Consider the following 14,057-nt stretch of genomic DNA (forward strand, 5'->3'; position numbering starts at 1 on the left):
GCACATCGCCGAACGAAAACATTGCGGTTCGCGAATGATCGGGTGTGTGAATCTCTCGATCACTGCAATGGCCTTCACCGCTCTGCCTGCTTAGCGTCGCTGCTGGTGCTCGGGCCGCACGAGCCCGTCAATCAGCGAACGAACGACTTCCGACACACTCATCCCGTTTTCGAGCGCGTACAGCTTGAGCAGTCGGTGTACCGCCGGAGCGATATCGAGGTTGAGCCTGATCGGCTTCTCCGGGCGGCTCTTCGCCGCCTGTGACTGCACGAACGTTGCGCCCGCGATGAGGTCGATGGGTTTGCTCGGCGCACTCTCATCCGCCGCATAACGCGGATTCAACTGAAATTTGTTCATTTCATTCCTGTTTTAATCAAACACTCATCCGTGTATTAACTCATGCGCTCGCGGAAAATTAACCCGCGATGCGTGCGGATCCGCTAGACAGATACCTCGCGAGGGTTGACGGCGCTCGTGGATTTTCCAACGCAGCTCTTTTCATCGACCCCTTGCACAATCATATATTCACCGCCAATTTCGATTACTCAACTCAACGCATCAATATATGCTATTGAGTCGTTGAGTTAAGTATGCGTGGTTAATAGATACAACGTCAACAATGTAGCGAATAATTTTTCTGTCTTGTAGCAAACCCGCGGGCGCGATCATGCATTTCGCAGGAAAACGTGGCCCAGAACCCGCAATACGTCACAACGTGATTGAATTCCGGCCGCGTGGCGCGCCCGCGAATGCATGACCTGGAACTGGCGGAAAACCAGCGCAACGAGCGCGGAGTCGTACTCTCGTTGTTACGCGATTCAGCGGCGGACAATGTGATTGCGACAGCCGATCGCAGGTGCACGCGCACTGAAATCAGGAAGGACCGCACGTGCAATCCAGGATGATGATCGCCGCCGTAAAGACGGCGCGCCCCGAACATATGCGTTAGCGGTTTGCGCCTCGTAGAGCGTTCCATAAGCCGCAAAATTCCCCGTTCGTTGTACTTGTGTCTACCGTCCTGTCGGAGGCAGCCACTTGTTGAATTTGCTTGATGAGCTGTCGCTCGACTGTCGGCTTGCCGACGATGTCAACAGACAACTGATAAGTGAGCGCGAGTGTATCGAGTTTTGTGTTCGTGCGCACGGCTCCACGGCATCGCATGCCCCTGACTTAACCATGCTTGACAGTTGATAGTGACGCCGAATGCTCCGCGAGTGAGTCGCGGGAGTTTCTAATCACCGTCCCTTTTCGCGTTCGGCGAACGTATTCAGCTCGACGTGATCGTTTGCGCGCATCGGCGCCGCGATTCGGGGCCCTGCGCGCAAGCCTCGCGCGTCGCGATCACGCCTACCGCAACCGCGACGGCAGCCGACGCGCATCGAACCAGAACCCACGCCTGCACACGAAAGCGGCGACACCAACGAGGACCCGTTTGCTCTGGCAACGTCGGGCGTACCGGTCAGCGGCATGGCGCACCGAGTGACCGCAAAAACAGCCGCACGTGTATCTGGAATCGCACAACGCGTCGCTTGCTGCCATAGCCGCCGGCACTGCAGACGGCACCGCGATCACGCGCACGGAAATCACCCGCCCGATGCATTTGCCGGATAGATATCGAGAACAGGTCGCCGCCACACCTTAAAAATCCTTAAATATTCTTAATCATGTGTGGCGAGAAAGACACGACCGCATTTTCCATGCTTGGAACTTTCACCACTTGCCGCGCATTAAATCAGCTCTTTTATATCTTCGATTCACGCCCGGCTTCGCGGAATAACACACCGCCCCGCCCCGCAGCATAAGGCTTCGGAAAATATTGCACGCCCGTAACACCTTAATTCAATTGGGTTTTTGAATAACTCAATTCCACTCCTGATTAACTCCTTTACTCATCCACTCATATACGTTTTTCGTGTTGTTTACGTTAGGATCGCCGCGGAGTTTTTGAGTAATAAAGGATGGCGCATTTAACACGCACGAACCTCCCGGTGCGTGAACGCGGTGGCTGTCGCGGGAGAGAACGGGGCGCATTGCTGTAGGCGCGCAAACCTTCGTCAACAGGAATCAGAGAATGAACAAGAACTATCGATCCATATGGAACGATGCTCTCGGCGCGTGGGTCGCTGTGTCCGAACTGGACTCGGCGTGCGGCAAAAGCGCCAGCAGTGTCGTCACTACCTCACCGGGCTCGAGCATCGGCGCCATGGGTGTCGGCATCGTGGATGGCTTCCTGGATGGGATGCCGGCGCTGAGTGTGCTGACGGTCGCAGCGGTCGCGGTGGTTGCCGGGCTGAGCGCTCCCGACGAAGCGTATGCGCAGGTCGTCAATATCCCCGGGACCGGATGTTCGGAGTCGACGGTCACTGCGGCGTTCAAAAGCGTTGCCGTGGGTTGCGGCGCCACGGCGGGTGCATCGGGGACGACCGCGGTAGGTGCGGACACGCAGGCAACGGGCATCAATGCCACGGCGATGGGGATCTTCGCGGTCGCCTCGACACAAGGTTCCGCCGCCTTCGGTACTTCGGCGCGCGCGACCGGCCTGAACGCAGTTGCGTTCGGTTCGGGTTCACGCGCCAGCGGTGAAGCAAGCGCGGCGATCGGGATTTCCGCGCAAACCGTCGGAGCGAGTAGCGCGGCGATCGGTGCGGGAGCGCTGGCAACCGGTGACTACGGCCTTTCCCTTGGCGCTGCTTCGATCGCTTCAGCAACAGATTCCGTCACGCTTGGACATTCGGCATCAGCCTCAGGAATTGCAAGCATGGCGCTCGGTGCAACAGCGACCGCAAGCGGGGGAAACTCGACCGCCGTAGGCGCCGGCGCAATCGCGACGGGCACGAACAACACCGCCATCGGCTCGTTGGCAACCGCAAGCGGCACGGGCTCGATGGCGATCGGCAGTTCCGCGGTCGGCAGCAACACGAATTCGCTCGTGATCGGTAACGGCGCGGAGTCGTCCGGCGTCAACGCGACTGTCATCGGCATCAATTCCACATCATCGAATACGAATGCGACGGCGATCGGTGTATCGGCAGTCGCGTCAGGGCTTCGCGCCATTACCATCGGCTCGGGAAGCAAGGCAAACGGGACCGATTCATTCGCGGCGGGCACCAATGCAGTTGCGGGGGCGGCCGGCACCGCGTCGACCAGCAACGATGTGGCGCTCGGCAATGCCGCTTCGGCTGTCGGTGGAAATTCGCTTGCGCTGGGCGGCGCAGCGCTTGCATCGGCCGCCGGCGCAACCGCGATCGGTCAGGGAGCGACTGCTTCACTCGCCGGCGCCATGGCGATCGGTCAGGACGCAACCGCTGCCAACGCGAACAGTCTCGCGTTGGGAACCGGCTCGGTGACGGCTGCGGCCAATCCCACGGCGACCGGCAGCATCGGCGGCAAGTCGTACACGTATGCCGGGGGCACGCCATCGAGTGTCGTGAGTGTGGGCAAAGTCGGCGCGGAACGGCAAGTCACGAACGTCGCCGCGGGTCGTGTCACGGGCACCAGCACCGACGCAATCAACGGTTCGCAGCTCTTCGCGACCGACACCGCGATCGACTCGCTGTCGACGTCGACTTCCACGGCTGTTTCGAGCCTGAGCACCGGCCTTTCCACCACGGACAGCAACCTCGATTCGCTGTCGACCTCCACATCGACCGGAATGTCGAGCTTGAGCACGGGCGTCAGTTCGCTCAGCACCGGCCTTTCGACGACGAACAGCAACGTCGCGTCGCTGTCCACTTCCGCATCGACAGCCGTTAGCTCCCTGTCGACCGGCGTTTCCAGTCTGTCCACGGGTGTCAGCTCGCTGTCGACCGGTGTATCGAGTTTGAGCACGGGCGTGTCTTCCCTTTCGACGGGACTGTCCACGACGAACAGCAACGTGTCGTCGCTGAGTACGGTCGTTTCCACGACGCGCACGCATTACGTCAGCATCAACGACAACGGCACGCAGCAAGGAAACTACGACAACAAAGGCGCGACCGGCGTAAATGCGATTGCCGTCGGCACGAATGCGACCGCAGGCGGCACGAGCGCCGTGGCATTCGGCGATTCGGCAAACGGCGCGGCGGCCGGTTCCGTCGCGATCGGCCAGAATGCAGCAACGACGAATGCCGGTGATGTGGCGTTGGGCTCCGGTTCGGTGACGGCAGCGGCAAACCCGACCGCGGGTGCAACGATCGGTGGCAATGCGTACACGTTTGCAGGCGCGAAACCGGCAAGCGTGGTGAGCGTCGGCGCGAAAGACGCAGAACGTCAAATCACGAACGTCGCGGCCGGACAGCTTACGTCGGACAGCACCGATGCCGTGAACGGCTCGCAGCTCAACGCAACGAACCAGGCCGTCGATTCGTTGAGCACGTCCACATCGACCGCTGTTTCCAGCTTGAGCACGGGCGTGTCGTCGCTGTCGACGGGAGTTTCCTCGCTGAGCACGTCGACATCTACCGCCGTTTCCAGTCTCAGCACGGGCGTGTCGTCGCTGTCGACGGTCGCCAGCTCGTTGAGCACCGGTGTTTCGTCGTTGAGTACGGGCCTTTCGTCGTTGTCGACTTCCGCATCCACCGGGATTTCGTCGCTGAGCACCGGCATTTCCGGTGTGACCAGCGCGGTCAACTCGCTGTCGACTTCGGCATCGACCGGTATCGGCAGCCTGTCCACGGGCCTGTCCACGACGAACAGCAACGTCGCATCGCTCAGCACCGCGGTCGATGCGAACAAAACGCACTACTACAGCGTCAATGACGGTGGAACGCAGGGCGCCAATTACGATAACAAGGGGGCAACCGGTGTCAACGCAATTGCCGCAGGCGTAGGGGCGTCGGCGGGCGGCGTGAATGCCGCGGCGGTGGGCTACGACTCGCAGGCACTGGCTGCTTCCAGCGTCGCCATGGGTGACAGTAACAGCGTCGCGGCAACGGCCGGCCCCGGCTCGGTGGCCATCGGTTCGAAGTCGGCCGTGCTGAGCGGCAGCGCCGTTGCGATCGGCAACCAGCAGACGGCAAGCGGTAACGGCGCGGTTGCGATCGGCGATCCGAATTCGGCGATCGGCGACGGGGCCGTCGCGGTCGGTATGAACAATACGGCGAACGGCACGGGTGCACTCGCGATGGGCAATTCGAACAGCGCCACGGGCACCGGTTCGATCGCATTGGGTAACGCTTCCGCCGCAGCGGCCAGCGGTGGCATCGCATTCGGTTCGGGCGCCACGGCGACGAACGCGAACGATGTCGCGCTGGGCACCGGCTCCGTGACCGGCACGCCCAATCCGACGCCGAACGCAACGATTGGCGGCACGCAATACGCGTTTGCCGGCACCAACCCGCAAAGCGTCGTCAGTGTCGGCGCGAAAGGTTCGGAACGACAAATCACGAATGTAGCGGCCGGTCAGCTGAGCCCGGATAGCACCGACGCGGTCAACGGTTCGCAACTCAATGCAACGAACCTCGCAGTCGATTCGCTGTCCACGAGTGCGAGCACGGGGATTTCCAGCCTGAGCACGGGCGTGTCGTCGCTCAGCACGGGTGTGAGCTCGCTGTCCACCGGTTTGTCGTCGCTGTCCACGTCCGCAAGCACGGCGGTGTCGTCGCTTTCCACTTCCGCATCGACCGCTGTGTCCAGCCTGAGCACGGGCGTGTCCTCGCTGTCGACCGGCGTATCGAGCTTGAGCACCGGCCTGTCTTCGTTGTCGACCTCGGCTTCGACCGGCATGTCCTCGTTGAGCACGGGCGTCAGCTCACTTAGCACGTCCGCTTCGACGGGCATTTCCAGCCTGAGTACCGGTCTTTCGTCGCTGTCCACGAGCACCAGTACGACCGCCAGCTCGCTGTCCACCGGCCTGTCCGGCGCGATCAGCAACATTTCGTCGCTGTCCACGAGCGCGAGCACCGGTATCGGCAGCCTCAGCACCGGTGTTTCCTCGTTGAGCACGTCGACTTCCACGATTGCAAGCTCGCTTTCGACGGCCATTTCCGCCAGCAAGACGCACTACTATTCCGTCAACGACAACGGCGTCCAGGGCGGCAATTACAACAACGACGGGGCGTCCGGCATCAATGCCATCGCGGCAGGTGTCGGCGCCACCGCAGCCGGAAGCAATGCGGCGGCCGTCGGCTATGCCGCGAATGCAGCCGGACAAAGCGCAGTGGCCGTGGGTGACGGCGCAGAGGCCACCGCGACGAACGCTGTCGCGATTGGTCAGGGCGCCAGTGCCTCGACCGCGAATTCGGTTGCGCTGGGCAATGGTTCCGTGACCGCCGCGGCTGTTCCGACCACGAGCGGCACGGTCGGCGGCACGACGTATCAATACGCGGGCGCCGCGCCTGCAGGCGTCGTCAGCGTTGGGGCGCCGGGCAGCGAACGTCAGATCACGAACGTCGCCGCCGGACAGGTCACGCAGGACAGCACCGACGCGATCAACGGCTCGCAACTCTTCGCCACCAACACCGCGATCGACACGCTTTCGACTTCCACGTCGACGGCCGTTTCCAGCCTGAGCACGGGCGTGTCGTCGCTGTCCACGAGCACGAGCACGGCGGTGTCGAGCCTCAGCACCGGTGTTTCGTCGTTGAGCACCGGCGTGTCTTCGCTCAGCACGTCGGCATCGACGGGCATCTCGTCGCTGAGCGCGTCGACCAGTACGGGCCTGTCGACCGTCACCAGCGGCATCAATTCGCTGTCGACCGGTCTTTCGACCACCGACAGCAACGTCGCGTCGCTGTCCACGTCCGCCAGCACCGGCATTTCGTCGCTGAGCACGTCCGCATCGACCGGAATGTCGAGCTTGAGCACCGGTGTGTCGAGCCTGAGCACGTCCACTTCCACGGCGGTTTCCAGCCTCAGCACGGGCGTGAGCTCGCTGAGCACCGGTTTGTCGTCGCTGTCGACTTCGGCCTCGACCGGCATTTCGTCGTTGAGCACGTCGACCAGCACCGCCTCGTCCACGGTCTCCAGCAATATCGGATCGTTGAGCACGGGCGTGTCGTCACTGTCGACCGGTATGTCGTCGCTCAGCACGGCAACGTCGGCCAGCCTGTCCACGATCGCAAGCGGCATCAGCTCCGTTTCTTCGTCGACATCGACGGGTCTTTCAACCGTCGTGAGCGGGATTGGTTCTCTGTCGACCGGTTTGTCGAGCGCAACGAGTTCGCTGTCTACCGCGATTTCAGCGAGCAAGACGCACTACTACTCCGTGAACGACAACGGCGTACAAGGCGCGAACTACGACAACGACGGCGCAACCGGTATCAATGCGCTGGCGGCCGGCGTCGGTGCAACGGCGGGCGGCGCGGCAAGCGTCGCGGTGGGCAACAACGCGAACGCGGCCGGCGCAACGTCGGTTGCGATCGGCTCGGGCGCAGCGGCCACGAATGCCGGCGACGTAGCACTCGGTTCCGGTTCCGTTACCGGCGCCGCAACGCCGACTGCGGGTGCGACGATCGGGGGAAATGCGTACACGTTCGCAGGTGCAAATCCGCAAAGCGTCGTGAGCGTCGGCGCGAAGGATGCCGAACGCCAGATCACCAACGTGGCCGCGGGCCAGATCACGCAGGACAGCACCGATGCGATCAACGGCTCGCAACTTTACGCGACCAATACGGCGATCGAAACCCTGTCCACGTCCACGAGCACGGGCATTTCTTCGCTGTCGACCGGCATGTCGTCATTGTCGACGTCGACCAGCACCGGTTTGTCGACGGTGACGAGCGGCATTGACTCACTCAGCACGGGCATTTCTTCGCTGAGTACGTCGGCTTCGACGGGTCTGTCCACGGTCACCAGCGGAATCAATTCGCTGTCGACGTCGACCAGCACGGCAGTTTCGAGCCTGAGCACCGGCATTTCGGGCGTCACGAGCAGCATCGGTTCGCTGTCGACGTCGGCAAGCACGGGCATCTCGTCGCTCTCCACTTCTGCGTCGACCGGGATCTCGAGCGTCAGCGCAAGCCTGTCCACGGTGACGAGCGCCGTCGATTCGCTCAGCACGTCCACGAGCAGCGGCATTTCGTCGTTGAGCACCGGCGTGTCGTCGCTCAGCACCGGTATTTCGTCGTTGTCGACCTCGGCGTCGACGGGCATTTCGTCACTGAGCACGTCGACGTCGACGGTGGCAAGCTCGCTGAGCACCGGTGTTTCTTCGCTCAGCACGAGTGCGTCGACCGGCATTTCCAGCTTGAGCACGTCCACCAGCACTGCCCTTTCGACGGTCACGAGCGGGATCGATTCGCTTTCGACCGGCGTATCGTCACTGTCGACTTCGACCAGCACCGGCATTTCTTCGTTGTCCACCGCTATTTCTGCAAGCAAGACTCACTACTATTCCGTCAACGACAACGGCGTGCAGGAAGGCAACTACAACAACGACGGTGCAACCGGCCTGAATGCGTTGGCGGCGGGTACGAACGCCACCGCCAGCGGCGCGGGCGCGGTTGCGATCGGCGACGGCGCCAATGCGAAGAACGACAATTCGGTCGCATTGGGTGCAGGCTCGATCACGGACGTCGCACACCCGACGCCGAGTGCGGTGATCGGCGGCACGACGTACTCGTTCGCGGGTGCGAATCCGGTCGGCGTGGTGAGCGTCGGCGCACCGGGCCAGGAACGCCAGGTGACGAACGTGGCGGCCGGTCAGATTTCGAAGGACAGCACGGACGCAATCAATGGTTCACAGCTGGATGCGACCAACCAGTCGATCGAATCGCTCAGCACGTCGACGAGCACGGGAATCTCGTCGCTGTCGACTTCGACTTCGACCGCCGTTTCGAGCCTGAGCACGGGTGTTTCGTCGCTCTCGACCTCGACGTCGACGGGAATTTCTTCGTTGAGCACGGGGCTGTCCACGGTCGTGAGCAACGTGGATTCGTTGAGCACGTCCACGTCCACCGCGATCGGCTCGCTGTCGACGTCGACCAGCACGGGCATTTCCTCGCTGTCTACCGGCCTGTCGTCGTTGAGCACGGGCGTGTCTTCTCTGTCGACGTCGACGTCCACGGCGGTATCGAGCCTCAGTACCGGCGTGTCGTCGCTTTCGACTTCCACGAGTACCGGCATCTCCAGCCTGAGCACGGGCATCAGCTCGCTGTCGACCGGCCTGTCGACCGTGACGAGCAGCGTCGATTCGTTGAGCACGTCGACTTCGACGGCGGTTTCCAGCCTGAGCACGGGCGTTTCGTCGTTGAGCACGTCGACTTCCACGGCGGTTTCGTCGTTGAGCACCGGTGTTTCGTCGCTGTCCACGTCCACGTCGACCGCGGTGTCGAGCTTGAGCACCGGCCTGTCGACGGTGACGAGCAGTGTCGATTCGCTCTCGACTTCCACGAGCACGGCGGTTTCCTCGCTGAGCACGGGAGTGTCGTCGCTGTCGACGGGCGTGAGCAGCCTGAGCACCGGCCTTTCGTCGCTGTCGACGTCGACTTCCACCGGCATCTCTTCGCTCAGCACCGGCGTGTCATCGCTGTCCACGAGCACGAGCACGGCGGTGTCCAGCCTGAGCACCGGTGTTTCGTCGCTCAGCACGGGCCTCTCCACGGTGACGAGCTCGGTCGACTCGCTGTCGACCTCGACCAGCACCGGTATCAGCTCGCTTTCGACTGGCGTCAGTTCGCTCTCGACCGGACTTTCGACGGTGACGAGCGGAATCGATTCGCTCTCGACGTCGACCAGCACCGGCATATCTTCGCTGAGCACGGGCGTCTCGAGCTTGAGTACCGGCCTGTCGTCGCTTTCGACGTCGACTTCGACGGGAACTTCCAGCCTGAGCACCGGGATGTCTTCGTTGAGCACGTCGGCCAGCACCGGCATTTCTTCGCTGAGCACGGGCGTGTCCTCGTTGTCGACGGGTCTTTCGACCGTGACGAGTTCGGTCACGTCGCTCTCGACTTCGACGTCGACCTCGGTATCGAGCCTGAGCACGGGCGTCAGCTCGTTGTCCACTTCGACCAGCACCGCTGTGTCGAGCCTGAGCACGTCCACGAGCACCGGTATGTCGTCGCTGTCCACCGGTATGAGTTCGCTTTCGACGGGTCTTTCCACCGTCACGAGCGGGCTTGATTCGCTCAGCACGAGCACGAGCACCGGCATCACGTCGCTGTCGACTGCAATTGGCGCGATCGGTGCGGCGAAGCCGCACTACGTCAGCATCAACGACAACGGCACGCAAGGCGGGAACTACAACAACGATGGCGCAACGGGTACCGATGCTGTCGCGATTGGCGTGAACGCGACCGCCGGGGGCGTCAATGCTTCCGCATTCGGCAACAAGGCAAACGCCGCTGGAAATGCTGCAACGGCGATCGGCTACCACGCGAACGCGACCGGCGCGAAATCGAGCGCGATGGGCGTCGACTCGACTGCATCGGGCGACAACGCGACCGCGTTGGGCGCCGGTGCGATCGCGAGCGGACGCAATTCCGTTGCGTTGGGCAAGGATTCCGTCGCGGACCAGGAAAACACCGTGTCCATCGGCTCGGCCGGCAACGAACGCCGTTTGACCAACGTCGGGCCGGGCATCAACCCGACCGATGGCGTGAACATGTCGCAACTGCAGAACGTGCGGAACGACCTGAGCAACTCCATCAATTCGGTTGCCCGCAAGGCATACGGCGGTGTCGCTGCCGCGACTGCGTTGACGATGATCCCCGATGTCGACCAGGGCAAGACGATTTCGGTCGGTATCGGCGGCGCGAGCTTCCAGGGTTACGGCGCGACGGCCATCGGCTTCACCGCGCGCATTACCAACAACCTGAAGGTGCGCGGCGGTGTCGGTATCAGCAGCGGCGGTCAGTCCTACGGCGTCGGCGCGTCCTACCAGTGGTAACGATTCCAGCGAAGCCGTAATGCGATGACGTTGTGACGCGCGGAACGGACGCTCTCTCAGGTCCGTTCCGCGCAACCGATCAGGCAAATCAAACAAGGAAACCAAAAATGTCAGTGAAATCCCTTCTTGTTATCGGTGTAACCGTGCTGCTGGCGGCTTGCGCTTCACAAGGCCCGACGTGGAATGCGTATCGCGTCAGCATGCCGAACGGGCAACAGGCGTACCGCGTCGATTGTCATGGTCTTTTCGAAGGGCAGGAAGCGTGCTATTCCGAAGCGGTGGAAATGTGCGGCAAAAAGCAGGTGCAGCCGCTCGAAGCAGTGGCACCGCTGGGTGACGAGCAGAATCCGCGGGACGTGCGGATCCTGACGTTCCAGTGCGCGACGCCGGCTCAGCCCGCGCCGCCGGCCGCGGTAAAACCTGCGCCGGTCCCGGCGCCCGTCGCGGCTGCCCCTGTTACCGCGAAGCACATCACACTCGACAGTGACGCCAACTTCGACACGGACAAATCGACGCTGAAGGCGGATGCTCGCGACAAGCTCGATGCGCTGATCGAAGCGGCACACGGTACGCCATTCAAAACCGTGACGATCAGCGGCTATACCGACTCGACCGGCACCGCCGAACATAATCAACAGTTGTCGCAGCGGCGCGCTCAATCCGTTGCGCAATATCTGCGTGAACACGGCCTGGCGGCACAGAAATTCGACGTGCGCGGCTACGGCGAGAACAACCCCGTGGCGAGCAATGCAACACCGGCCGGACGCGCGAAGAATCGCCGCGTGGACATCACGCTCGAATGATGCTTGAGTCAATGAGAAACGCATGATTCGAGGCTTTGAGTATCTGACTCGGCCCGTAAAATTTTCCCGTATTTCACCGTTCCGCCCTGCCGATAACCGGATTTGTTGAGTCGTTACTCAACACAACGAAAACCCTGAGAACCAGAACATGAAGATTGGAATTTCCGTACTCACGCACGCGGGTCAATCCATATGGGAAAACGGGCTAGGTCAGAACATCTTCTATTTTGTGCAGCTGCTGCGCGAGTTGCCTTTCGTGGCGGATATCGTGCTTCTGAACTGCGGCGATCAGCCATCCTTGCCGCCGGAAGCCATCGCACTCGCCGGCGACATCCCGCTCGTCGCGCCACGCGATCTTCCGGAGCCGCCCGACGTGATCTTCGAAATGGGCGGCGGGCTCGACGTGGAATGGCTCGACTATGCGCGAGCGCAAGGCAAAAAGGTCGTGTTCTTCTGCTGTGGTCAGCCTTACGTCGGTCTTGTCGAGCCAAGCGTATTTCAACGCAGCGGCTATTTCTCGCGCGCGAATCGCTGCGATGAAATCTGGATTTTGGGCAAGGATCGCACGCTGATGCCGATGCTGCGCACCCTGCACCGTTGCCCCGTGCACGAAGTGCCGTTTCTGTGGGACAGCACGTTTATCGAACAGCGTATTCAGGCGATCGAACAGGCCGGACTGCGCTTCGGATACGAATCCCGCTCGACTCGCGGCGAAACCGGCCCGCGTGGGCTGCGCTTCGCCGTCTTCGAGCCCAATATTTCGGTTGTGAAATGCTGCGTGATCCCGATGCTCATCGGTGAGGCGGCGTTTCGCGCAGACCAGCACGCGGTTCGCGGATTGCACGTGCTCAACAGCATCCAAATGCGCGAGCACGCGTCGTTCTCGTTTCTCCTGAATTCGATGGATTTGAGCCGCGCCGAGCGGGTGCGGCTGGATGGCCGTCACGATTTCGCCGGCTTCATGAGCCAAAACGCGGACGCTCTGATAGCGCACCAATGGCAGAACGATCAGAACATCCTGTATCTCGACGCGCTGTACGGGGGCTATCCGCTCATCCATAACTCGCCGTGGCTGTCGAGCCTCGGTTATTTTTACCCGGAATCCGATATCGAGGCGGGCGCGGTGCAGCTGCTGCGTGCCGTTCAGCGCCACGACACCGAGCACAAATACTACACACAGCGCGCGCGCAGCTTTCTCGTGTCGCTCGCGCCCCGCGCAACCGCGAACTGCTCCGTGTACGCGCGCCGCCTGCTCGCGCTGACCGGCAAAACTGCGCGGAATTGCGTTGCACCGGGAGTCGTCGCATGAACAAGCTGAACGTCGGTGTGACGATTTACCTGCGCAAGGGGCAACAATCGATCTGGGAAAACGGCATCTTCCAGAACTGCTACTTCCTCGCGATGCTGCTCAAGCATGCACCGAACATCGAATCCGTGTATCTCGTGAACGGCGGCGACGGAGATCCCGCATCCGCCGCGCAATTTCTCGAGTTTGCACCGGTCCCGGTGATCGATCTCGACACCGCGCGACAGAAGCTCGACGTGATTATCGAACTGAGCGCGCAACTCAATCCCGACTGGGCACGCGCTTTCCGGGAGAAAGGCGGTCGCGTCATCGGCATGCGCGTCGCGAACGATTACGTGATCGATATCGAGCGAATGATGTTCGCGCTGCCTCACGGGATGCTCGTCTCGGGCACGCCGTACAGCGCAATCTGGACGCTTCCGGCATTCGAGAAGACGTGCGCCAGCTACTACGAAACGGCTTTGCGCGCGCCCGTCACGGCGATGCAGCACCTGTGGAGCCCGGCCTTCGTGGAGCGCGCGACCGACGGCGGATTCGGATATCAGGCAGGCCGCTCGCGCTGGCGTATCGCCGTGCTCGAACCGAATATATGCATGGTCAAGACGTCGCATATTCCGATGCTGGTGGCCGACCTCGCACACCGTCAACAGCCGGATCTCATCGAATACCTGCGCGTGTTCAACACGATGCAACTGAAAAGCGATGCGCAATTCGTGGGCTTCGCACGCAGTCTCGACCTGGTTGTGCAGGGTCGCGCGACGTTCGAGCCGCGTTTGCCCGTCCACGAAATTCTCACGCGCGAAGCCGATGCGATCGTGTCGCACACGTGGGAGAACACGCAGAACTACATCTATTACGAAGCGCTGCACGGCGGCTACCCGCTGATCCACAACTCCGATTTGTTGCGCGGTTGCGGGTATCGATACGAAGGATTCGATTGCGAAGACGGTGCGTTGGCGCTTCGCGAAGCGTTCGCGGTACACGACGCGAATCTCGACGACTACAAGACGAAAGCGCGGGGCTTTCTCGCGACGCTCGATCCGCTGGCGCCCGCGAATGTCGAGCAATACAGCGCCGCGATCGCGGCGGCGGTAAGTGGTTGAGTGACTGGCTGGTTCATCAGAGAAAACGACGGAGGGTA

At 61.8% G+C, this 14,057-nt stretch carries 5 protein-coding genes; 4 read left to right on the plus strand and 1 reads right to left on the minus strand.

Annotated features, from left to right (window positions below; all coding sequences use genetic code 11):
• Window positions 1-90: 90 nt before the first annotated feature.
• Window positions 91-357: a hypothetical protein gene (locus ABIC50_RS14155; RefSeq protein ID WP_012372664.1), complete on the minus strand. Its 267-nt coding sequence runs from the start codon at window positions 355-357 to the stop codon at window positions 91-93.
• 1,714 nt (window positions 358-2,071) lie between these two features.
• Between ABIC50_RS14155 and ABIC50_RS14160 the strand changes: the two genes are divergently transcribed.
• The 4 genes from ABIC50_RS14160 to ABIC50_RS14195 all read left to right on the plus strand — a co-directional run bounded on the left by ABIC50_RS14160 (window position 2,072) and on the right by ABIC50_RS14195 (window position 14,019).
• Window positions 2,072-10,807, plus strand: a complete 8,736-nt coding sequence (locus ABIC50_RS14160; RefSeq protein WP_502913470.1) for a YadA-like family protein — start codon at window positions 2,072-2,074, stop codon at window positions 10,805-10,807.
• Between the two features lie 107 nt (window positions 10,808-10,914).
• Complete coding sequence (locus ABIC50_RS14185; RefSeq protein WP_354164751.1) at window positions 10,915-11,610, plus strand: OmpA family protein; 696 nt, start codon at window positions 10,915-10,917, stop codon at window positions 11,608-11,610.
• Window positions 11,611-11,758: 148 nt separating this feature from the next.
• Complete coding sequence (locus ABIC50_RS14190) at window positions 11,759-12,919, plus strand: DUF2827 family protein (protein ID WP_354164754.1); 1,161 nt, start codon at window positions 11,759-11,761, stop codon at window positions 12,917-12,919.
• Complete coding sequence (locus ABIC50_RS14195) at window positions 12,916-14,019, plus strand: DUF2827 domain-containing protein (protein WP_354164757.1); 1,104 nt, start codon at window positions 12,916-12,918, stop codon at window positions 14,017-14,019. The genes ABIC50_RS14190 and ABIC50_RS14195 overlap by 4 nt, the downstream gene beginning before the upstream one ends.
• The last annotated feature ends 38 nt before the right edge of the window (window positions 14,020-14,057 follow it).

It is taken from the genome of Burkholderia sp. 567, from assembly GCF_040545115.1.
In the GTDB taxonomy this organism is placed as follows: domain Bacteria; phylum Pseudomonadota; class Gammaproteobacteria; order Burkholderiales; family Burkholderiaceae; genus Burkholderia; species Burkholderia ambifaria.

Bases quoted from the DNA above. Each gene is read 5' to 3' on its own strand.
- ABIC50_RS14190 (WP_354164754.1), top strand. From the start codon at position 11,759: ATGAAGATTGGAATTTCCGTACTCACGCACGCGGGTCAATCCATATGG.
- ABIC50_RS14160 (WP_502913470.1), top strand. From the start codon at position 2,072: ATGAACAAGAACTATCGATCCATATGGAACGATGCTCTCGGCGCGTGG.
- ABIC50_RS14185 (WP_354164751.1), top strand. From the start codon at position 10,915: ATGTCAGTGAAATCCCTTCTTGTTATCGGTGTAACCGTGCTGCTGGCG.
- ABIC50_RS14155 (WP_012372664.1), bottom strand. From the start codon at position 357: ATGAACAAATTTCAGTTGAATCCGCGTTATGCGGCGGATGAGAGTGCG.
- ABIC50_RS14195 (WP_354164757.1), top strand. From the start codon at position 12,916: ATGAACAAGCTGAACGTCGGTGTGACGATTTACCTGCGCAAGGGGCAA.